Here is a 23,030-nt window from a genome sequence, read left to right as displayed (position 1 = left end):
CCAACATTGATTTTATTTTTTAAAATATTCATAATTCATCAAAGTATAAAGTTTAGAAACTAATGTTTGCTCCCAGCGAGAGATTTGTTGAAATAGGATACGTAGAAGATAAAATTGTATTACCTAATTCAGGATCTCCATTTTCCCAACCTGTAATCGTGAACAGATTCTTTCCAGTAAAAAAGACACGCAAATTATTGATACCGAAATTCTTTATTTTAGCAGAATTAAAGGTATAGGACAATGTAATGTCCTGCAGACGAACAAAGGCACGGCTTTGTAAACCTTTGAAACGTCCATCACCACTAAAGTTTGCCGCAGGATATTTATTGCTCGGACGTTCTTCTGTCCAATAGGGTATATACATATTGTTAGAATAGGCTCCACCGCCACCACCACCAGCAAGGAAAGCCGGAGCATTTTCACTTACATAATATCCATTTCCTCCAAACGTTCCGGTAAGCATAAAATATAATTCAAAATTCTTCCATGAAAGGGTGTTTGACAAACTCATCTTGAAACGAGGGTCTGATGTACCCAGTATGGTACGGTCTTCCACACCAATGGTTCCATTGCCATCTACATCCACATATTTCGGATTACCCGGGGTAGCGCCATTGGCTTGTATGTATTCTGTATCATCCTTCTGCACAATACCCGCCACCTTGTAACCATAGATAGAATGAATAGAGTGCCCAATAAATAGATTGTTCCCCAAATCATCATCTTCTCTACCATCACCATCCAAATCCTCACCATATAGATGAACCAATTCATTACGGTTCAGCCAAAAGGTAAGATTAGTATCCCATCGCCAATCTTTATTCTCGATGTTTACAGAATGAATACTGAATTCCACCCCACGATTAGCAACTTCACCCATTGTTGATTTCATAGAATCAAAACCTGTCATTGAAGGAATAGTACGATTGAATATTTGGTCAGTAGTTCTTGACAAATACACATCCATGTTAACAAACAAGCGGTTGTTCAACCAAGCCGACTCAAAACCGAAGTTCCACGAATTAGTCGTCTCCCATCCAAGACCGCTGTTACCCAATGAATTTTGTTTTATACCAAATGAAGGTACCGTAGAGTTTCCAAAAGGATAAGCAATGCCACCACCCGGGCCGATAACAGCCTCGGACAAAGTTCCATAAGGATCAATACCCTGGTTACCATTTCTACCCCAGGATAACTTAAGTTTCAAATCATTCAAAAAACGAACTTTCTCCATGAACTTCTCATGAGTAACACGCCATGCACCGCCGAAAGCATAGAAATTACCCCATTTATTATCCGCACCAAAAACTGAAGCACCATCTCTACGATAAGAAGCTGTAAGATAATAAGCATCGTCAAAAGAATAGGATGCACGGGCAAAATAACCGGCATTTCTACGACGTGTAATGCCAGTAGTGGTCTTTTGTGTTGTAGCATATTGCAAGCCATTATAGCCCAAGTTCGTATTGCCATTAGCTACATAATCACGTCCCTCCATTTTATCCCATCTGTCAAATTTACTATCACGAGTAGCAACAGCGGTCAAATCAATGGTATGTTTACCGAACGTATTCTTATAATTCAAAATATTATCCACTACCCAGCTATTCGCTCTTGTATTCTGATAATAACCATTTGTTGATCCTAATTTAGAATAAACGGTTTCTGCAGAATAACGGGAGTCATCATCATAAGCACCCAATGGAGCATAATATCCTTCATGGTAGAATTCGGCGCCATCGTTCACATTCATGTAAGCTGAATAATTGAAACGGTAGCTCAAACCTTTTACCCAAGGCAGCTTAACCACAGCATGTGCATTGATTCGGAACGTACGTCTAGTATCCAAATTATCATAAGTACCAGACTGGTCTTTCCATAATGGATTTTCAAATTCATTAGAACCTAAAGGGAATCTTTCCAACAAATTAGTGCCTTTACGATACATTACATCGTACGGACCAAGAAGAACCGCTCTGTTATACTCAGCACCTGCTCCCGAATAGTCTGAATAAGAATAAGAGGCATCTGCACCCACTTCCAACCAATCTGTAATATCCGTGCTGATTTTGGCCATCATTGTAAAACGAGAAAAGTCATCGCCAATGATTATCCCTTGATTATCCGTATAAGAAGTGGACATATAATAATTCATCTTTTCACCTGCACCCGATACGGATACCTGATAGTCCTGCAACCAGCCAGTACGGGAGATCTCATCTAACCAATTAGTCTCATGACCAGCCTCATAGTTAGCTCTCTGCTGTGCACTCAGCGACTCTACAGTAGTTCCATTTTTATCATGAAGCATCTGTAAATAGTCTTTGCCATTCATGAACTCCGGTTGACGATGCCAAGATTGCATTGTACCTGTCATATTCAAATTTATCACAGGCTTACCCGATTTACCACGTTTAGTAGTGATAGCAATAACACCATTTGCCGAACGTGAACCATAGGCTGCCGCAGAAGTGGCATCCTTCAAGACATCAATTGTAGCTATATCATTGGGGTTGATATCATTTAAACTACCTAAGAAAATCACACCATCCACAATCAGTAACGGGTCATTATTACCCGAAATAGAATTTTGTCCCCGGACTAACATAGAAGGTTGACCACCAGCTGTATTAGTAGCACCAATATCCAAACCACCCACGGAACCTTTCAGAGTTTCCAAAGCATTCGTGTTAGCAACCAGCGCTACTGGCGAATTTTCCAACTTCATGGATGACACAGAGCCTGTGAAATCTTTTCGTGTTGTCGTACCATAACCGATAACCACAACCTCATCCAGTAACTGTGTATCTTCTTTCAATGTGACAGCAAGCATTTTGCCACTCTGGGCCTTCAAGACCTGGGTCTGATAACCAATATAAGACACTTCCAAATTGGCATTAGGAGCTACATCCAAGGTAAAATTACCGTCAATGTCGGTAGTTGTACCATTGGATGTACCTTGTTCCCTAACCGTAGCGCCGATTACCGGTTCACCGGTAGCATCAACGATACGTCCTCTAACCTTACCCTCTTGCGCAGAAGAAACAGTTCCTGTCTGCGCTTTTTTTATAATAATCTTTTTACCCTGAATTTCATAACTAAATCCACTTTGTCCCTGCAGAATTTGTTTTATAACTTCTTCTATACCTGCATCTTCTACTGATATAGAGATACGTTTCTTTGTATTGACATCTGCCGATGAAAATACAAATGAATATCCAGACGATTTCTTCAACTGCTCCATCGCCTCCTTTACCGTTACATTATTGGCTTTCAGCGTTATATCTTGCGAAAAGGCCGATAAATTAAAGCAAAGCGCTGCCGAGGCTATTAATATAGCCCTTTTAAAATATCTCATAATACTCCTGATTTTTAATTAAATAACTAAGGTAATTAACAAGATTATTTAAAGATTCACTATCTTTGCATAATCTTAAATTCAAGGTGATCTCTATCAAGACTACTTGACTTTTAATCTGGGGGGGTGTTGCCGCACCCTCCATTTTATTACTCAAGTGCCTTCATCGCATCAGCCGGAAGGATTTATTTTCATGTCTTCAATGTTTTTAAGGTTCAACACATTTACTCATTCTCAAAAATCAATATAAAATATATTTTTCATCTTCATACCTATACTGCATTCTATTGGTAGAAGCTATTGTTTGAAGTACTTCGTCAATGGTGTTTCCTATTATTTTAAAACTACCATAGAATCGTTTGTTCCGCAAAGAATCAGCCACTTGTATTTTCACATCATAGCTACGCATCAATTTCTTCGCAATATCTTCCAACAATTCTTCATCAAAAAACAATTCATTCCTAGACCAGGCATTTGAATATTCTACATGGGTCTTCGATTTCTTTATTATACCAGTTCGTTTATTCAAAACCATTTTTTCTCGAGGAGCCAGATACAAAGCGGGCATCTTTTTCAGTTCATTTTGCAAAGCGACCTTTCCTTCCATCAGATTTACAGTAACCTCCTCGTCTTCTGGATAATTTTTAAAATTAAACTTCGTTCCAAGCACCTTCAAATTAAGTTCCCTTGTTTCAACAACAAAAGGAATCTTCTCATTTTTAGTAACTTCAAAATACCCTTCTCCTTCCAAAGACAAGTTTCTATCATCTACACCAAATCCCTGCGAATAAACAATCTTAGAACCTGCATTCAACCATACTAATGTGCCGTCCGGCAAATATAATTTAGTACGTGCTCCTAATGGAGCCTCTACTACCATATCTGCAAAATTATGTTTGACAACCTCCTTTCCTTGCCAATAAGTAGCCAAAGGCAACAACAAAAGTAAAACTACAGCGGCTACGCGATATATCACTTTCCAAGAAAAACGTCGAAGTCTTTTATTCCTTCCAGCCTCAGCAACCCGTTGCTTAAATAAATCAAATGCTTCATTCTTATTAAAGAAGGTCTTATCGCTCAATACGCCTGAAGAGAACCAAATTTCCAACTGATCGCGTACATAAATACGATTAGTTTCTGACTCCATACTCCACCGCTTTAACTCAGAAAAGGATTTTTCATCCAATTCATTGGATAAATACGATGCTATCAGCTTATCTATATCGTTATATTTTTCTTCTGTATACATAATTACAAGTACGTTTATAAGTAAGACAAAATAGAAAAGAAAGAGGGTAGTCTAAAATGTATTTTTTTCAATTTTCCCAAAACATATACAATATCAGCAGTTTCAGATAGTCTCCCATATGTAATTGAATGGATGCTAAAGCATTTTTAATATGATACTTAACTGTATTCACCGATATTTTCAGTTCATCTGCTATTTCTTCATATTTTTTTTGTTCAAAACGGCTTTTCTTAAAAACCGCACGGCATTCTTTTGGAAGTTCCTCAATACATTTCAATAATTCTTCTTCCAACTCTTGCTCAAGTAAAGTACCTAAAGGATGATTATCCTCCACAAAAACACTATCTAAAAATTCCATATTTTCTGGAAGCATAAAAGAAGAGAAATGAAGTTCTTTGCGATGCCTTTGTGAATTCAATTCATTCAGGCAGCGATTACGCACTGCACGCATCAAATAGGCACGTAAGGAAAAGGTTATTTCAATGTCAGTACGATGCTCCCACAAATAGAAGATAGTATCATCCACTATTTCTTCTGCTAAAGCAACGTCATCCAACAGTTGATATGCAAAACGACAAAGAAGAATGTAATGGCAATCGTATATATATCTAAATGCCTGTTCATCTCCTAATCTCAGTTTTTCAATAATATATTTTTCCATAGTAATTAAAGTGACAAAGGGTAAATTCTTAATTATTAATACTTTCTATCAAGAAAACCATATTGTTCCTCTATGTTGGTTGATTATAAGATTAAAGCAAAAGTAATATTTTATAATAACACTGACCATCGATTACAGAAAAAGATTAATCTATTCCAAATAAAGTTTATCAGACTTATAAACAAAAAACGCCATGGATGAAGCCCGAATCCTTATCAAAGCCCCGGATTTACCTTCAGATAAAATCAAATGTATATACAAAAATCATCTGCATTAGTTTTATAAAACAATCATCTATGTATTTTTCCAGTATATGCATAAGACAAAATAAAGAGAATAGAGGGTAGTCCCAAAATGCACTTTTTTATTTCTAAGATTATTGCCTTCCAGAACAAATAAAGCTCATCTTTCAAAGAAAAATGCACAATACATACATAAAACAAAGAAAAAAGTCTCTTTTTTGCATATTCTTTCCGAAATAATCCCTAATTTTGCGCCACTCTTAGAATAATTATACAGAAAATGAAGAAAAAAGCCAATCGGTTAGACGCCATCAAGATGATTATCTCAAGCAAAGACGTCAGTTCTCAGGAAGAACTGTTGCAAGCTTTGAGCAAGGAAGGCTTTGAACTGACACAAGCCACCTTGTCACGCGACTTGAAACAGCTGAAAGTAGCGAAAGCAGCGAACATGAACGGTAAATACGTATATGTGCTGCCCAACAACATCATGTATAAACGTTCGAACGACCAGAGTGCAAGTGAGATGTTGATGACAAGCGGATTCGTTTCACTTCAATTTTCGGGCAATATTGCCGTCATCCGTACCCGGCCCGGATATGCCAGCAGCATGGCCTACGACATCGACAACCGGGAGTGTCCCGCCATTCTGGGTACCATTGCCGGAGATGACACCATCATGCTGGTGGTGCACGAAGCGGCGTCACATGACGAGGTACGCAGCTTCCTATCGCAAATCATCCCGAACATTAAATGATAGATAACAACAAAAAATAAGAAATTAAATAAGAAATGGATTCGAAACAAATTGATGTGATGGTGGCTGACGCCTCACATGAAGTTTACGTGGACAAGATTTTGGATACCATCCGGGAAGCTGCCAAGGTACGCGGAACGGGCATCGCAGAACGCACACACGAATACGTAGCTACTAAGATGAAAGAAGGAAAGGCCATCATAGCCTTGTGTGGAGACGATTTTGCCGGTTTCACCTACATAGAGAGCTGGGGCAACAAGCAATATGTAGCAACCTCCGGTCTGATAGTACACCCCAAATACCGGGGACTGGGACTGGCAAAACGTATCAAGACCGCCTCTTTCCGCCTGGCACGCCTACGTTGGCCCAATGCCAAAGTTTTCAGTCTCACCAGTGGAGCTGCCGTCATGAAAATGAATACCGAGCTAGGATATGTGCCCGTCACCTTCAACGAACTAACCGATGACGAATCCTTCTGGAAAGGTTGCGAAGGCTGTATCAACCATGATATATTGGTAGCCAAGAACCGTAAATTCTGCATCTGCACAGCAATGCTTTACGACCCGAAGCTGCACGAAGAAGATAAAATATAAAAATATAAGGATATGGAAAAGAAGAAAAAAGTGGTAGTCGCATTCAGCGGCGGTTTGGATACCTCATTCACGGTCATGTATCTTGCCAAAGAAAAAGGATACGAAGTATATGCAGCTTGTGCCAATACTGGCGGTTTCAGCCCCGAACAGTTGAAGACTAACGAGGAGAATGCCTACAAGCTGGGTGCCAAAGAATACGTCACCATTGACGTGACGCAAGAGTACTACGAAAAAAGCCTAAGATACATGGTATTCGGAAACGTACTGCGTAACGGTACCTACCCCATCTCCGTAAGTTCCGAACGTATCTTCCAGGCACTGGCCATTGCACGCTATGCCAACGAAATCGGCGCCGATGCCATCGCTCATGGTTCTACGGGTGCGGGTAACGACCAGATTCGCTTCGACATGACTTTCCTCGTCATGGCTCCGGGCGTGGAAATCATTACGCTGACACGCGACATGGCACTGAGCCGTCAGGAAGAGATTGACTACCTGAACCAACACGGTTTTGCCGCCGACTTCACCAAACTGAAATACTCCTATAACGTGGGTCTGTGGGGCACCTCCATCTGTGGTGGTGAGATTCTGGATTCTGCACAAGGATTGCCCGAAAGCGCCTACCTGAAACACTGCACCAAAGAGGGCAGCGAACAGTTGCGCCTCACTTTTGAGAAGGGGGAACTAAAAGCCGTGAACGACGAGACATTCGACGATCCCATCAAAGCCATCCAGAAAGTGGAAGAGATCGGTGCAGCATACGGCATCGGCCGCGACATGCACGTAGGCGACACGATTATCGGTATCAAAGGCCGTGTAGGCTTCGAAGCTGCCGCACCCATGCTGATTATCGGCGCACACAAGTTCCTGGAGAAATATACCTTGAGCAAATGGCAGCAATACTGGAAGGACCAGGTAGCCAACTGGTACGGCATGTTCCTGCACGAAAGCCAATATCTGGAACCGGTAATGCGCGACATCGAAGCCATGCTGGAATCCTCGCAACGCAACGTAAACGGTACGGCTATCCTCGAGCTTCACCCACTCTGCTTCTCTACCGTAGGTGTAGAAAGCAAGGACGACCTTGTGAAAAACAAGTTCGGCGAATACGGCGAAATGCAGAAAGGCTGGACGGCAGAAGATGCCAAGGGCTTCATCAAAGTAACCTCCACGGCACTGCGTGCATATTATTCAAATCACAAAGACGAGAAAATCTAAATGACGGACAAGAAACGGAAACTGACACGTCCCCGAACCGGAAGAATGCTTTCCGGTGTATGTGCAGGACTGGCAAACTTTTTCGGACTTGACGTATCTTTAGTACGCATCGTTTATACGTTCGCTACCGTCTTTACTGCTTTTGCAGGTGTAATTATATACATTATATTATTGATTATCATACCAGAAGAATCCAATAGATATTATAGAAATGATTAAAGTAGGAATCATCGGCGGAGCCGGATACACGGCAGGCGAACTGATACGTTTACTGCTCAACCATCCGGAAGCGGAAATCGTATTCATAAACAGTTCAAGCAACGCCGGCAACAAAATTACTGATGTACACGAAGGACTGTACGGTGAAACAGATTTGGTATTTACCGACCAGCTTCCGCTGGAAGAAATCGACGTGCTGTTTTTCTGTACGGCACATGGCGACACTAGAAAATTCCTCGAAAGCCACAACGTGCCCGAGGAGTTGAGAATCATCGACCTCTCCATGGACTACCGCATAGCCTCTCCTGACCACGACTTCATTTACGGCTTGCCGGAACTGAACCGCCGCGCCACCTGCAAGGCAAAGCATGTAGCCAATCCGGGCTGCTTTGCCACCTGCATACAATTGGGGCTGCTGCCGCTCGCCAAGCACCTAATGCTGAATGATGACATCATGGTGAATGCCATCACCGGAAGTACGGGTGCCGGAGTGAAACCGGGTGCCACGAGCCACTTCAGCTGGCGCAACAACAACATGAGTGTTTACAAAGCTTTCGAGCACCAGCACGTGCCCGAAATCAAGCAATCACTCCGCCAGCTGCAAAACAGTTTCGATGCAGAAATAGATTTTATCCCCTACCGGGGTGACTTCCCGCGCGGTATCTTCACTACCATCGTAGTAAAGACCAAAGTGGCTCTGGAAGAAATCATCCGTATGTACGAAGAATACTACGCCAAAGATTCCTTTACATTTGTCGTGGAAAAGAACATTGACCTGAAACAAGTGGTGAATACCAATAAATGCCTCATCCACCTGGAGAAGCACGGTGACAAGCTGCTTATCATTTCCTGCATCGACAACCTCCTGAAAGGTGCCAGCGGACAAGCAGTCCACAACATGAATTTAATGTTTAACCTGGAAGAGACCGTAGGATTACGGTTGAAACCTTCTGCATTCTAAAAAAAATGAATTTATTCGACGTATACCCTCTCTTTGACATCAACATCGTCAAAGGAAAAGGCTGCCATGTATGGGACGAGAACGGTACCGAATACCTCGACCTCTACGGTGGTCATGCAGTCATCTCAATCGGACATGCACATCCACATTATGTAGAGATGGTGAGTAACCAAGTTGCTACGTTAGGATTCTACTCAAACTCAGTAATTAACAAGCTGCAACAGCAAGTGGCAGAACGCTTGGGAAAAGTCTGTGGCTATGACGACTACTCATTCTTCCTCATCAACAGCGGTGCCGAAGCCAATGAAAACGCCTTGAAACTCGCCTCTTTCTACAATGGCCGTACCCGTGTGATATCCTTCTCAAAAGCATTCCATGGACGTACCTCACTGGCGGTGGAAGTAACGAACAATCCTAAAATCATCGCTCCCATCAACAACTGCGGGCACGTCACCTACCTCCCGTTGAACGACATCGAAGCCATGAAGGTCGAATTGTCCAAAGGAGATGTCTGCGCAGTGATTATCGAAGGCATACAAGGTGTAGGCGGCATCCAACTGCCGACAGACGAATTCATGCAGGCTCTCCGCCAGACTTGTACGGAACACAACACGGTCTTGATTCTCGATGAAATCCAAAGCGGCTACGGACGCAGCGGCAAGTTCTTCGCCCATCAGTACAACGGCATCAAAGCCGACATCATCACCGTGGCAAAAGGCATCGGCAATGGTTTCCCGATGGCAGGCGTACTCATCAGCCCAATGTTTACACCAGTATACGGGCAACTTGGAACCACTTTCGGCGGAAACCACCTGGCTTGCAGTGCCGCCCTTGCCGTGCTGGATGTGATAGAGCAGGAAAACCTGATAGAGAATGCAGCCCAAGTCGGCAACTTCCTGATAACGGAACTAAAGAAATTCCCTCAAATCAAGGACGTTCGCGGACGCGGACTCATGATAGGGCTGGAATTTGAAGAACCCATCAAGGAACTGCGCCTAAGACTACTGAAAGAGCAGCATGTATTCACCGGTGTAAGCGGTACGAATGTACTTCGCCTGCTGCCGCCTCTGTGCCTCGGCATGGATGAAGCAAAGGAATTCTTGGAACGCTTCAAGAAAGTACTTTAATATTTGACACAAATAATCAGCCAGCAAAAGAAACGACCGAAAAGCAGAATACCTTTCTCTCTCGGTCGTTTTTTGTAGAAAATTTATCTACCTTTGCCAGCAAAACAACTCTTTTAACAACAAAAAGATATGAAAACAGCAATTATCGGTGCAGGAAATATGGGGGGAGCCATTGCCCGAGGGCTGGCAAAAGGAACAATCATCCCTGCCGGTAACATCATTGTCTCCAACCCCACCCAGGGCAAGCTGGACAAGCTGAAGGCAGAATTCCCCGCATTGCAAGTGACCAATGACAACCAGGAAGCGGCAGCCGGTGCAGATATGATAATCTTTGCCGTGAAGCCATGGCTGATGGAGCCAGTGATAAAGGAACTGGAACTAAAAGGCACAGAGATTCTTATATCCGTTGCAGCCGGCATTCCTTTTGAAGAGCTGACACACTATGTAGCAGACAAAGAAATGACCATGTTCCGTCTTATTCCCAATACCGCCATCAGCGAGATGGAAAGCATGACACTCATCGCCAGCCGCAATGCCACCAAGGAGCAGGAGCAACTGATGCTGGACATTTTCAACCAGATGGGACTCGCCATGCTCATTCCCGAAGAAAAGATTGCGGCAACCACTGCCATGACTTCCTGCGGCATCGCCTACGTGCTTAAGTATATCCAGGCAGCCATGCAGGCCGGCGTTGAAATGGGTATCTATCCCAAAGACGGCATGCGCATGGTGGCACAATCCGTGAAAGGGGCAGCCGAGCTGATTCTGAACAACGACACGCACCCCAGTGTTGAGATTGACAAGGTGTGTACCCCCGGAGGAATTACCATCAAGGGAATCAACGAGCTGGAACATGAAGGATTCACCTCCACTGTGATTAAAGCCATCAAAGCGAGTAAATGATATTTAATGTGCTAATGTAACGATGTCCCGATATGCCTATGAGCTACGGTATAATTAAACATTGTGCAGCCTATTGGCACATTGCCACACTTTAATAACAACCCATTAAAAAAATATAATTATGGACGAACAAATCAGACAAATAGCCGAACGCCTGCGCGGACTGCGTGACGTATTGGAACTGACTGCCGACGATATCGCCCGTGACTGCGACATTTCTGCAGAAGAGTACCGCCTGGCCGAAACCGGAGAATTCGACATCTCGGTCAGCATGCTGCAGAAGATAGCACGGCACTACGGCATATCACTGGACGCACTGATGTTTGGGCAAGAGCCCAAAATGAGCTCCTACTTCCTGACACGTGCCGGAAAAGGAACCAGTATAGAACGTACCAAGGCATATAAATACCAATCGCTGGCAGCCGGTTTCATCAACCGCACGGCAGACCCGTTCATTGTGACCGTAGAACCGAAACCGGACAGCGAGCCGATACATTACAACAGCCATGCCGGTCAGGAGTTCAACCTCGTACTGGAAGGCCGTATGATGGTCAGCATCGACGGCAAAGACTTAATCTTAAACGAAGGAGACAGTCTATACTTCAACTCCAAACTGCCGCACGGCATGAAGGCGCTTGACGGAAAGACTGTAAAATTCCTGGCAGTAATCATGTAATAAAGTTATGGTAGAAAGATTTTTATCTCAAACATCCTTCACCTCACAGGAGGACTTCATCAAGAACCTGAAGATAAACGTACCGGAGAATTTCAACTTCGGCTACGACGTAGTGGATGCCTGGGCCGCCGAGCAACCCGACAAACCCGCACTGTTGTGGACCAATGACCAGGGCGAATGCCGGCAGTTTACCTTTGCCGACATGAAACGGTACACAGACATGACGGCTTCCTATTTCCAAAGCCTCGGCATCGGCCACGGAGACATGGTGATGCTGATACTGAAGCGCCGTTACGAATTCTGGTTCAGCATTGTGGCACTACACAAACTCGGTGCAGTGGTGATTCCCGCCACCCACCTGCTGACGAAGAAAGACATCGTATACCGTTGCAACGCCGCAGACATCAAGATGATAGTCTGCGCCGGCGAAAGCGTCATCACCGACCATATCACGGCAGCCATGCCGGAGTCTCCTTCTGTGAAACGCCTCGTAAGCGTCGGGCCGGAAGTTCCCGAAGGATTCGAAGACTTTCACAAAGGTATCGAGGCTGCCGCTCCTTTCGTGAAACCTGAACATCCGAATACGAACGATGACATCTCCCTGATGTACTTCACCAGCGGCACTACCGGAGAGCCCAAAATGGTGGCCCACGACTTCACCTATCCGTTGGGACACATCGTCACCGGCAGCTTCTGGCACAACCTGAAAGAGAGCAGCCTACACCTCACCATTGCCGACACCGGTTGGGGAAAAGCCGTGTGGGGCAAGCTCTACGGACAATGGATTGCCGGCGCCAACGTATTTGTATACGACCACGAGAAATTCACTCCCGCAGCCATACTGGAGAAGATACAAGATTATCACGTCACGTCGCTTTGTGCGCCGCCCACCATCTTCCGATTCCTCATCCACGAAGACCTCACGAAGTACGACCTATCCAGTCTGGAATACTGCACCATCGCCGGAGAAGCATTGAACCCCGCCGTATTCGAGACCTTCAAGAAGTTGACGGGCATCAAGCTGATGGAGGGATTCGGACAGACCGAAACGACCCTTACCGTTGCCACCATGCCGTGGATGGAACCGAAACCCGGCAGCATGGGATTGCCCAATCCGCAATACGACGTAGACCTGATAGACCACGAAGGACGTTCCGTGGAAGCCGGTGAGCAGGGACAGATTGTAATCCGTACCGACAAAGGCAAACCGCTGGGATTGTTCAAGGAATACTACCGCGATGCCAACCGTACCCACGAGGCATGGAACAACGGCATTTACTACACGGGAGACGTAGCCTGGAAGGACGAAGACGGCTACCTCTGGTTCGTGGGCCGCGCCGACGACGTTATCAAAAGTAGCGGTTACCGCATCGGCCCGTTCGAAGTGGAAAGTGCATTGATGACCCACCCAGCCGTAGTGGAATGTGCCATTACCGGTGTGCCCGATGAAATCCGCGGTCAAGTGGTAAAAGCTACGATTGTGTTGGCAAAAGAGTACAAGGCACGCACCGGAGAAGAGCTTGTCAAGGAGTTGCAGAACCATGTGAAGAAAGTGACGGCTCCCTACAAATACCCGCGTGTCATCGAATTTGTTGATGAGCTCCCCAAAACCATCAGCGGGAAAATCCGCCGTGTGGAAATCCGGGAGAACGACCGGAAATAATACTCGCCACCCAGCATCTGAATCATAAGACAACATCCGGGTGAATGAATAAGGAGGGGATAAAACCGAAGTCGGCCATTCTATTGACGATTTCTGTTTTACCCCCTCTTTTTACAAATAGTTGTCTCATTGTGAATACCAAAAGGAGAAAAGAACTATATTTGCACGAAATTAAACTTCACTTGGAACATTTATAAACAAGAAAGACCGACACGGCATATGAAAAATAGAATGCAGATATGGAAAATACTGGCTTTCTTAGGAGCGGTACTTTTCTTGTCTGATACAATATACGCCCAACAATGGACATCCGATAGTCATTCGGAATACAAACGGGATACACTCCCTTTCTCACAGCGCTTCATCCATAGATTAGGCGTAGAAGGGCGTGCTGGCTATATTTTTCAGACCAACCCTTTTCTGGAGTACTCCAACCACCAATACAAGCCCATGAAAAATGCCTATGCCGGCCATCTGAAATACTCCTTCCAGCTCCGTCCCCACACCGTTGCCGACCAGGCTTATATAGGAGCCTATCAAGGGATTGGAGTCGGCTATTTCAACTTCGGCAATCCGGAAGAGCTGGGCAACCCGCTGGCGGTCTATCTGTTTCAAGGGGGACGCATCGCCCAATTCAGCCCCCGCATATCCTTGAACTATGAATGGAACTTCGGCGCATCGTTCGGCTGGAAACCCTACGATGAATACGACAACCCGGAGAACCAGATTATCGGCTCGAAAGTGAATGCCTATCTCAATGTGAACCTCTACTTAAAGTGGGCACTCTCCCCCAAGTTCGACCTGATGATAGGAGCTACCGGAAGCCACTTTTCCAACGGAAACACCCAATATCCCAACTCCGGTCTGAACACGGTGGACTGCAAAGTGGGATTGGTATATAACTTTAACCGCAGAGCGGATGAGCTCGCCCAATCATGGCAACGCCCTATCGTTCCTCCATTCCCCCGCCACGTCAGCTACGACTTGACTTTGTTCGGCTCCTGGCGAAAGAAAGCAGTGGCCCATGAGGGCAGTAGTGGCCAGGTACCCGCACCCGGCACTTACAACGTGTTCGGTTTCAGCTTTGCACCCATGTACAACTTCGGCTATAAATTCCGCGCCGGTGTGGCGTTGGACGGCGTATACGACCACAGTGCGAACATGAAAGAATCGTACGAGGAAGAGAACGGCTTCTATACTCCGCCCGCCAAGAAGCAGATGGCATTGGGCTTATCCGCCCGCGGAGAATTTGTCATGCCTTACTTCACGGTAGGTATCGGTCTGGGAGCCAATGTTCTGCACGGCGGCGGTGACATGAAGTCTTTCTATCAGATTCTTGCCCTGAAAATAGACGTAACACGCAATTCGTATCTCCATATAGGATATAACCTCCGGGAATTTCATGAGCCCAATTATCTGATGTTGGGTATCGGCTATCGGTTCAATAACAAACGCCCCAAGCTGTTCTGAACAATAAAGAGGAGGCTATTTATATAGATTCTTTTATTTCATCTGCAAGCACATATTAGTAAGTGCCACGCGCATATCATCTACTATAGTATTATAGTTAGTTTGTTAGTTCACAGCGATGAACACTTTGTTCAAGTATAGAGAAACAGTTTGTTCCAATAAGGAAAAACAGTTTGTTTTCATATGATGAAACGAAATGTTTTGTTAAGGGAAACAAAGTGTTCGCCATAATGAAACAACTTGTTCTATTAAGGGAAACACTTTGTTCGCTATAGAGAAACGGTCTTTCATATCAAGAGCTTATAAAGAAAAAGCTCTGCAAATCAATGATTCACAGAGCTTAATCGAGTACTCGAAGCGGGACTTGAACCCGCACAGCCGCAATGGCCAAAGGATTTTAAGTCCTTCGTGTCTACCATTCCACCATTCGAGCATCCTAAAAAGGGAAAAGAGAGCGGAAAACGAGACTCGAACTCGCGACCCTAACCTTGGCAAGGTTATGCTCTACCAACTGAGCTATTTCCGCATTTGGAGAACGGGTGCAAAGATAAACAGTTTTCCCGTTTCTGCCAAATTTTTTTTTATAAAAGTACAGTACTCGCAGCGGGACTTGAACCCGCAGAACCTTTTACCTGCCCAGCAACTCTTTCTCTGCAGCTTGCATGGTCTCAAAATTGAAACCATCTACCACTTTCTGCATCAGGGCAGAGACTTCATCGTTGCAAAGGTTTCCGATACTGCCTTCATGGGTATGATGCACCTCTTTGCTGTGCGAGAAGTTTCCGGCTTCAATATCCAGTCCCACCTTCTTGTAGGCATCGCGGAAAGGCATCCCTTCACGTGCCAAGCGGTTGACTTCCTCCACACTGAAAATAAGCAGATACTTGTCATCATCAAGAATATGTTCGTTCACCTTGATTTCATTCATAATGTAAGTCGTCATCTGCAGACAGTCTTTCAGTTCCTGAAAAGCAGGCAGGAAGACCTCTTTGATAATCTGCAAGTCACGGAAATAGCCGGAAGGAAGATTGTTGGCTATCATCATAATCTGCTGGGGAAGGGATTGCAGTTTGTTGCACTTGGCACGCGTCAGTTCAAAGACGTCCGGGTTCTTCTTGTGAGGCATGATGCTGGAGCCGGTAGTGCAATCGTCCGGCAGCTTCACAAAACCGAAGTTCTGACTGTTGAACATACATGCGTCAAAAGCCAATTTCGATATGGTTCCGGCCACACTGGCAAGGGCGAAAGCAACATTACGCTCCATCTTGCCACGCCCCATCTGGGCATACACTACGTTGTAGTTGAGGGAATCAAATCCCAAAAGACGGGTAGTCATCGTACGGTTCAGCGGGAACGAGGAACCGTATCCCGCAGCAGAACCCAAAGGATTGCGGTTGCACATCTTGAAAGCTGCCTGAAGGAACATCATATCGTCCACCAGGCTCTCGGCGTATGCCCCAAACCAAAGTCCGAAAGAAGACGGCATGGCTATCTGCAAGTGTGTATAACCCGGCATCAGTACATCCTTGTAGCGTTCGCTCTGCATAACCAGCACATGGAACAATTGCTCCACAGCTTCCGCCACCTCCTTTATCTCTGCACGGGTAAAGAGCTTCAAATCGAGCAACACCTGGTCGTTGCGCGAACGTCCGCTGTGTATTTTCTTACCTATATCACCCAAGTTGCGCGTCAGCATAAGTTCCACTTGTGAGTGAACGTCTTCCACTCCCTCTTCTATCACAAATTCTCCACGCTCGGCCATCGCATAGATTTCCTTCAATTCGGCCAGCAATTGCCGCAGTTCTTCCTTCGTCAACAAGCCAATGCTTTCGAGCATCGTGATGTGCGCCATGGAACCCAGCACATCGTGCTTTGCCAAATAAAGGTCCATTTCACGGTCACGGCCTACCGTGAAGCGTTCGATATCCTTATTTACCTGAACGGATTTTTCCCAAAGTTTCTGAGCCACGTTGTTTCTAATGATTAATGGTTAGTGATTAATATTGTATCATCGCCAACATATCTGCTATCTTCTCCAATCCTTCCTGCAAGGGTTTCTGCACCATGGTCTTCATAAACGGATTTATATCCATGCCGATGGTCAGTTTCATTTTACATTCGGTTTCGGTGACGGGTACAATCTGTATCCACAGATTGAAGGGCAGCGGTGAAGTGGTTGTTGCAAACTTGATACACTTGCAAGGTTCCTTCTCCACAATCTGCAACGTAATCTTTCCTACGGGAGCCACCTCTATCGTCATGCTCTCCGCATCAAAACTCAAGTTCTTCACTTTGTCTTCAGGCAAACGGTCTTTCACCTTCTCCAGATTGCTCAGGTCGGAAAGCTTTTCATAAACAGCTTCTTGTGAAGCCGGTACAACTTTCACTCCACTCTCAAATTTCGTCATGATCAATCGTATTCAAAAAGAAAAAAGAACTATCCGGACAGAATCTATCCGAATGGCTCTTTTATCCATATTAACATTTTTACAAATAAGTTCTTATTTACCAGATTCCCAATGTGCAGGGTCTTTACGCCATTCATTCAGAGTCTCCACATCTTCTTCCTCGATATAGCCCGTACGCAGTGCCACTTCCATCACAGCCTCGTAATTGGTCAGCGTCACCAAAGGCACCTTGGCATCCTTGAAAGCCTTTTCGGCAACCGGGAAACCATAAGTATAGGCAGCCACCATACCGATGACCTCACATCCGTCACGGCGGATAGCTTCTACAGCCTTTAAACTGCTTCCACCCGTAGAAATCAAATCTTCCACGACTACCACCTTCATACCGGGACGAAGTTCACCTTCAATCAAATTCTCCAGTCCATGGTCTTTCGGAGTGGAGCGTACATATACAAACGGCAAGTTCAATGCATCGGCCACCAAGGCACCTTGCGGGATAGCTCCCGTTGCCACACCGGCAATGGCATCCACCTGTCCGAAACGTTCCAAAATCAGACGCGTAATTTCAATCTTTACGAAATTACGGAGAGAAGGATAAGAAAGGGTTTTGCGGTTATCACAATAAAACGGAGACTTCCATCCGGATGCCCAAGTGAACGGGTTAGCCGGTTGTAGTTTAATCGCTTTTATCTTCAGCAACTTCTCTGCAAACAATCTTTCTAAAGTTTTCATAGCAAAACTAATCTATATATGATAAATATGGCACAAAAATACGGAAACAGAATGAGAATAAAAAAGAGAAAGCCGATAATTTTCATTCGGAGTAGTCATTTTCCTCAGAAACCTCTATGCAACGACATATATCCTTCATTTCGAACCCCCTGCTCAAGGCAAAACGCACCAGTTTGCCATTCAACTCATACTCACTTTCGGCACGGACGCTTTTACGCTTTGCCGCCAGCAGTTTCTGCAAGACGGCGTGGTATTCCTCCTCATCAATCTCGTTCAAATAGGGCCAATAGACAGATGAAGATATCTTTTTCAACTGGAGCGCCTGCCCTATCTTCATCTTGCCCCATTTGGCAAAACGGTATTTGTCGTTGATGAAAGCACGGCAGAAGCGCTCTTCATCAATGTACTTCTCTTGTTCCAGACGGTTGATGATACGGTCTATGGCATCATAGGCAATGCCCCAGCGTTGCAGTTTCTCCGCAATCTCCGCCCGGCAATGCTCGGCAGTGGAGCAATATGCCGCCACTCTGTTCAAAGCTTCAGTTTCAGTTATTTCTATCATCGTTCTGCAATTACGTACCGGTCGTTGCCGGAAATATCTTTTCGGATACGGACATTCGTATAGCCTTGCTTGCGAAGCATCGAAGCGACAGCCTCTCCAAATGCCCGGTTGATTTCAAAATAGAGTCGGCCGCCGGCCGTCAGCATGCTCCGTCCCAGTTCACCTATACGCCGATAGAAACGGAGCGGGTCGCTATCCGGAACAAACAAAGCCCGTGAGGGTTCCCAGTTCAAGACGTTTGGTTCCATATCCCGCTTTTCTATTTCCGTAACATAAGGCGGATTACTGACGATTACATCAAAACATTCACCCTCAACCGGTTGATACGTCAGGACATCACGCTGTACAAATAGCACGGAAGCCTGCAAAAGGTGGTTATTGTCGCCGGCTATGGCAAGAGCTTCTTCGGAAATGTCCCAAGCAGTTACTTCCGCTTCCGGCAACTCCTTAGACAAAGTGACGGCAATACACCCACTTCCGGTGCCAATGTCGAGAATACGGGAAACCGGAGCGACTTCCTTCAGCATCCCCTCCACCAGCTCTTCCGTTTCGGGGCGGGGAATAAGTACCCCCGGAGCCACCCGAAAAGTACGTCCCAGGAAACGGGCAGTACCCTGCACATACTGTATGGGCTCAAAATTACACAGACGGGAAAGAATGCTTTCCAATTCCCTTTCATCGTTTGGAGATAAAATCATATCTTTGCCCAGGTAATAGTCAATATGACTCTGACCAAACATTTCACAGCAGACAATACGGGAAAGATTGGCCGCCTCCCGGGGAGGGTAGCATTCCTGCAAAGCACTGCGGATATGTGAAACGGTTACATTCATTCGGGGTCCGGTTTTATTCGGGCTGCAAAAGTAATCATTAATTTTGATTATTCAACCAAAAGACAAGCAAGGATATGAATTCAGAAGAAGAGAAATATATGCTGCGATGCATCCAACTGGCACAAAACGGACTTTGCAATACAGCACCCAACCCGATGGTGGGAGCGGTAATAGTATGTGACGGGAAAATCATAGGCGAGGGATACCATGTGCGCTGTGGAGAAGCCCACGCTGAGGTCAACGCCATCCGTTCCGTGAAAGACACGTCCCTGCTGAAACGTTCCACCATCTATGTCAGCCTGGAACCGTGTTCGCACTATGGCAAAACTCCTCCTTGTGCAGACCTCATCATCGAGAAGCAGATTCCACGCATCGTCATCGGGTGCCGGGACCCTTTCTCTAAGGTTGCGGGCCGGGGCATACAGAAACTGAAGGATGCCGGACGTGAAGTTATTGTCGGAGTGCTGGAAACAGAATGTCGGCAGCTCATCCGCAGGTTCATCACTTTCCATACTTTGCGACGCCCCTACATCACCCTAAAATGGGCGGAATCTTCTGACAGATATATCGATTACTCCCGCACGGACGGTAAACCGGTTATCCTCTCCAGCCCGCTGACTTCGATGCTGGTACACAAGAAACGGGCAGAGCACAGTGCCATATTAGTAGGTACCCGTACGGCTGAACTGGACAATCCCGGCCTGAATGTCCGCCATTGGTATGGTCGTTCACCGGTACGTATCGTGCTGGACCGGCAACAAAAGCTATCCCCCAGCCTTCACCTATTTGACGGTAGCGTGCCGACCCTCGTTTTTACAGAAGCCCCGCACGCTCCGCTACCGAATGTAGAGTATCTGCCAGTCAGCGACTACCGGCGGAATGTACTCCCCGAAATCATGGAAACGCTGTATACACGCGGATTACAATCCCTTTTGGTAGAGGGTGGCAGCCAAACTCTCCAATCCTTCATCGCTGCCGGATTGTGGGACGAAATCTTTGTGGAAGAAACTCCGTACCTTCTTCATTCCGGCGTCAAAGCACCCGAAATCAGTGACGGATATCCATTTGCAACAGAGCATTCTTTCGGCAGGAGTTTTCGCCATTATACTGCCTCAAGAAACAGTCAATAGCCTCATTTCAGGGCTTTTTTATCGAGAAAAAGGGGGATATTATCTATAATTTTATATAAAACTTCCTCGTAAAGCTGTTTATAGAAAAAAATGTTCCTATTTTTGCAACTTGTAAATAAACACTAACTTTCAAAATGAGAATAAAGTTTCGATCAGTAATTGTGAGTTTTCTTATTGTGTCATTTGCTCTAAGTTCATGCCTTGACTCTGACGACAATTATGAATTCAGCTCCGATGCTACTATACATGCTTTTGGTATCGATACCATACATGGCAAACATTACAAATTTACAATTGACCAGCTCAATAGACTCATCTATAACAGAGATTCATTGCCCGTAGGTTCAGATACCATCATTGACCGTATTCTGATTGATACTATGACCGTTACCGGTTGGATAACTTCAGGCTCGCCTACCGACACGGTATTCGTCATGTCGGACTCCGTGGATTTGAGACCCGCCATGAACAACGATGCCGGCATGCTGTTCAAAGCACATGCCGCCGACGGTGTTACAGTCCGCGAATATAAACTGAAAGTTAATGTACATCTGCAAGACCCGGACTCACTCGTCTGGACAGACATGCAGAAAAGAGGGAATGTATTCTCCAATACCATCAATTTAGGCCAGCAAAAAGCGGTTATACTTGGAGACGAGTTGTTTGTCTACACTTCCAACACTACCGCTTACAAGACATCGACTGCGCCCGATAAATACAACTGGAGTAAAGTCAATGTCAGCAACCTCCCCTCAGACGTAAAGCTGACATCTGCCGTAGAGTATAACAATGCACTCTACATGGTTACAAAAAGCAAGAGAGTATTCAGCTCCACCAACGGCGGCGCCTGGACAGAAGTCACTACATTGGGAGACAATGTCATAGTCCTCATCAATGGTTTCTCCGACCGGCTCTCGGGTATTGTGGAAATCAATGGAAAGCAATATTTCAACATCTGTAAAGACGGAAAGAATTGGGAAACGGAAAACACGGCTGACAACCTTACCCTTGAGGAAGTCCCGGCAGGATTCCCTACCGAAAACATATCCACCACCCAGACCAACACCGGCAATGGTGTAGAGAAGGTGGTTCTGGCAGGAATGCCGCTGGCCAACGAACAAGAGACAATACCCTGGTTCTCATTGGACGGCAAAGGCTGGGCAAGCCTGGCTAACACGGTGTACGACACATCTTGTCCCGGCATGGTCAACCCTGCCATTATGTACTATGGCGACATGTTCTATTGCTTTGGAGGAGAACTTGACGCCATCTACAACTCCATCACAGGCATTGCGTGGAGCAAGACAGAAACCAAGTTCCTGCTACCCCAGGAATTCAAAGGGAAAGGCGCGTACTCCATTATAGTGGAACCGACGAAAGACAAAACTGTGGCCCCGGCAGACAAACGGGACTTCATTTGGGTGATATTCGGCGGCAACGGCACCAAAAATGAAGTATGGCGCGGACGTCTTAACAGATTGGGCTTCGAAATACAATAATAATGATGTCATATAAGGAAGAAATCGATCTAAACCGGATACCCCAGCACGTGGCGATTATCATGGACGGTAACGGACGGTGGGCCAAGCAGCGTGGACACGAACGCAGCTATGGACATCAGGCCGGCGCAGAGACTGTGCACGTCATTGCAGAGGAAGCCGCTAAATTAGGAGTCAGATACCTTACTTTATATACGTTCTCTACCGAGAACTGGAATCGTCCGTCGGACGAGGTAGCCGCCTTGATGGGACTGCTCTTCGACTCCATAGAGGAAGAGACGTTCATGAAGAACAATATCAGTTTCCGGGTAATAGGAGATATTGAAAAACTGCCTGCCAACGTACAGCAACGGCTCAACACTTGCGTGGCACACACCTCCCACAACACGGGAATGTGCCTGGTACTGGCATTGAGCTACTCTTCCCGCTGGGAAATAACGGAAGCTGCCCGGCAAATAGCCGACCTGGTACAGAAAGGTGAGCTGAAACCCGAACAAATCGACAGTGAGCTCATATCCCGTCATCTGACAACCCACTTCATGCCCGACCCCGACCTGCTGATACGTACCGGAGGAGAGCTCCGCCTCAGTAACTACATGCTCTGGCAATGCGCCTATTCGGAACTTTATTTCTGTGATACCTATTGGCCCGACTTCCGTGAAGAGGAGCTACGCAAAGCCATATGTGACTATCAGAAACGCGAACGCAGGTTCGGCAAGACCAGCGAGCAAATCAATTAATCACCGGACACACAAATAGTAAATAGTAA

21 protein-coding genes and 2 tRNA genes are annotated in these 23,030 nt (G+C 45.6%); 13 read left to right on the top strand and 10 right to left on the bottom strand.

The window, feature by feature from the left end; genetic code table 11:
- Positions 1–52: 52 nt before the first annotated feature.
- From DW896_RS10790 to DW896_RS10780, 3 genes are all read right to left on the bottom strand, one after another.
- A complete protein-coding gene (locus DW896_RS10790) occupies positions 53–3,361 on the bottom strand; it encodes a TonB-dependent receptor (protein WP_117713833.1) in 3,309 nt (1,102 codons plus the stop codon).
- Between the two features lie 241 nt (positions 3,362–3,602).
- Positions 3,603–4,610: a FecR family protein gene (locus DW896_RS10785; protein WP_057281361.1), complete on the bottom strand. Its 1,008-nt coding sequence runs from the start codon at positions 4,608–4,610 to the stop codon at positions 3,603–3,605.
- A gap of 67 nt (positions 4,611–4,677) precedes the next feature.
- A complete protein-coding gene (locus DW896_RS10780) occupies positions 4,678–5,271 on the bottom strand; it encodes an RNA polymerase sigma-70 factor (RefSeq protein ID WP_119993219.1) in 594 nt (197 codons plus the stop codon).
- Positions 5,272–5,793: 522 nt separating this feature from the next.
- Between DW896_RS10780 and argR the strand changes: the two genes are divergently transcribed.
- The 10 genes from argR (at position 5,794) to DW896_RS10730 (ending at position 15,097) form a co-directional block, all read left to right on the top strand.
- On the top strand, positions 5,794–6,267 hold the full coding sequence (gene argR, locus DW896_RS10775) for an arginine repressor (RefSeq protein ID WP_005825113.1): 474 nt from the start codon (positions 5,794–5,796) through the stop codon (positions 6,265–6,267).
- 35 nt (positions 6,268–6,302) lie between these two features.
- Positions 6,303–6,860, top strand: coding sequence for a GNAT family N-acetyltransferase (locus tag DW896_RS10770; protein ID WP_005825115.1), 558 nt, complete (start codon positions 6,303–6,305; stop codon positions 6,858–6,860).
- A gap of 12 nt (positions 6,861–6,872) precedes the next feature.
- Positions 6,873–8,078 carry an argininosuccinate synthase gene (locus tag DW896_RS10765; RefSeq protein WP_035449833.1) on the top strand — a complete coding sequence of 402 codons (1,206 nt, stop codon included), beginning with the start codon at positions 6,873–6,875 and terminating at the stop codon, positions 8,076–8,078.
- Positions 8,079–8,297, top strand: a complete 219-nt coding sequence (locus DW896_RS10760) for a PspC domain-containing protein (protein ID WP_035449836.1) — start codon at positions 8,079–8,081, stop codon at positions 8,295–8,297.
- Positions 8,290–9,258, top strand: coding sequence for an N-acetyl-gamma-glutamyl-phosphate reductase (argC, locus tag DW896_RS10755; RefSeq protein WP_005834778.1), 969 nt, complete (start codon positions 8,290–8,292; stop codon positions 9,256–9,258). Before DW896_RS10760 ends, argC begins: the two co-directional genes overlap by 8 nt.
- Before the next feature lie 5 nt (positions 9,259–9,263).
- Positions 9,264–10,385 (top strand): aspartate aminotransferase family protein, encoded by a 1,122-nt coding sequence (locus DW896_RS10750; RefSeq protein ID WP_119993217.1) that lies wholly within the window; start codon positions 9,264–9,266, stop codon positions 10,383–10,385.
- A 129-nt stretch (positions 10,386–10,514) separates the two neighbouring features.
- Positions 10,515–11,288 (top strand): pyrroline-5-carboxylate reductase, encoded by a 774-nt coding sequence (gene proC, locus DW896_RS10745; protein WP_005834777.1) that lies wholly within the window; start codon positions 10,515–10,517, stop codon positions 11,286–11,288.
- Between the two features lie 121 nt (positions 11,289–11,409).
- On the top strand, positions 11,410–11,964 hold the full coding sequence (locus DW896_RS10740; RefSeq protein WP_016272528.1) for a helix-turn-helix domain-containing protein: 555 nt from the start codon (positions 11,410–11,412) through the stop codon (positions 11,962–11,964).
- A 7-nt stretch (positions 11,965–11,971) separates the two neighbouring features.
- Entirely contained in the window at positions 11,972–13,627 is a 1,656-nt protein-coding gene (locus DW896_RS10735; RefSeq protein WP_035449846.1) for an AMP-binding protein, read from the top strand.
- Positions 13,628–13,846: 219 nt separating this feature from the next.
- Positions 13,847–15,097, top strand: a complete 1,251-nt coding sequence (locus tag DW896_RS10730) for an acyloxyacyl hydrolase (protein WP_119993215.1) — start codon at positions 13,847–13,849, stop codon at positions 15,095–15,097.
- 349 nt (positions 15,098–15,446) lie between these two features.
- Here the strand turns inward: DW896_RS10730 and DW896_RS10725 are convergent.
- From DW896_RS10725 to prmC, 7 genes are all read right to left on the bottom strand, one after another.
- Positions 15,447–15,530, bottom strand: a tRNA-Leu gene (locus DW896_RS10725).
- Between the two features lie 20 nt (positions 15,531–15,550).
- Positions 15,551–15,623, bottom strand: a tRNA-Gly gene (locus DW896_RS10720).
- 102 nt (positions 15,624–15,725) lie between these two features.
- The gene (gene argH, locus DW896_RS10715; RefSeq protein ID WP_009037779.1) at positions 15,726–17,066 is read right to left on the bottom strand and encodes an argininosuccinate lyase; all 1,341 of its coding nucleotides are present in this window, start codon (positions 17,064–17,066) and stop codon (positions 15,726–15,728) included.
- A 28-nt stretch (positions 17,067–17,094) separates the two neighbouring features.
- Positions 17,095–17,505, bottom strand: coding sequence for an SRPBCC family protein (locus DW896_RS10710; protein WP_057087000.1), 411 nt, complete (start codon positions 17,503–17,505; stop codon positions 17,095–17,097).
- A 93-nt stretch (positions 17,506–17,598) separates the two neighbouring features.
- Entirely contained in the window at positions 17,599–18,237 is a 639-nt protein-coding gene (pyrE, locus tag DW896_RS10705) for an orotate phosphoribosyltransferase (protein ID WP_005825142.1), read from the bottom strand.
- A gap of 82 nt (positions 18,238–18,319) precedes the next feature.
- Positions 18,320–18,799, bottom strand: a complete 480-nt coding sequence (locus tag DW896_RS10700; RefSeq protein ID WP_005825143.1) for a regulatory protein RecX — start codon at positions 18,797–18,799, stop codon at positions 18,320–18,322.
- Positions 18,796–19,632 carry a peptide chain release factor N(5)-glutamine methyltransferase gene (gene prmC, locus DW896_RS10695; RefSeq protein WP_057086998.1) on the bottom strand — a complete coding sequence of 279 codons (837 nt, stop codon included), beginning with the start codon at positions 19,630–19,632 and terminating at the stop codon, positions 18,796–18,798. Before prmC ends, DW896_RS10700 begins: the two co-directional genes overlap by 4 nt.
- Positions 19,633–19,706: 74 nt before the next feature.
- On the opposite strand from prmC, the gene ribD reads away from it, so the two are divergent.
- The 3 genes from ribD to DW896_RS10680 all read left to right on the top strand — a co-directional run bounded on the left by ribD (position 19,707) and on the right by DW896_RS10680 (position 23,001).
- The gene (gene ribD, locus DW896_RS10690) at positions 19,707–20,762 is read left to right on the top strand and encodes a bifunctional diaminohydroxyphosphoribosylaminopyrimidine deaminase/5-amino-6-(5-phosphoribosylamino)uracil reductase RibD (protein WP_117952290.1); all 1,056 of its coding nucleotides are present in this window, start codon (positions 19,707–19,709) and stop codon (positions 20,760–20,762) included.
- 134 nt (positions 20,763–20,896) lie between these two features.
- Positions 20,897–22,261, top strand: a complete 1,365-nt coding sequence (locus DW896_RS10685) for a DUF6242 domain-containing protein (RefSeq protein WP_118132377.1) — start codon at positions 20,897–20,899, stop codon at positions 22,259–22,261.
- A 5-nt stretch (positions 22,262–22,266) separates the two neighbouring features.
- Positions 22,267–23,001, top strand: a complete 735-nt coding sequence (locus DW896_RS10680) for an isoprenyl transferase (RefSeq protein WP_005834753.1) — start codon at positions 22,267–22,269, stop codon at positions 22,999–23,001.
- Positions 23,002–23,030 lie beyond the last annotated feature (29 nt).

Source organism: Bacteroides sp. AM41-16 (assembly GCF_003603495.1).
GTDB lineage: Bacteria > Bacteroidota > Bacteroidia > Bacteroidales > Bacteroidaceae > Bacteroides > Bacteroides uniformis.
The sequence above is the reverse complement of the archived record's forward strand: the minus strand, read 5'-3'. Positions and strand labels throughout refer to the sequence as shown.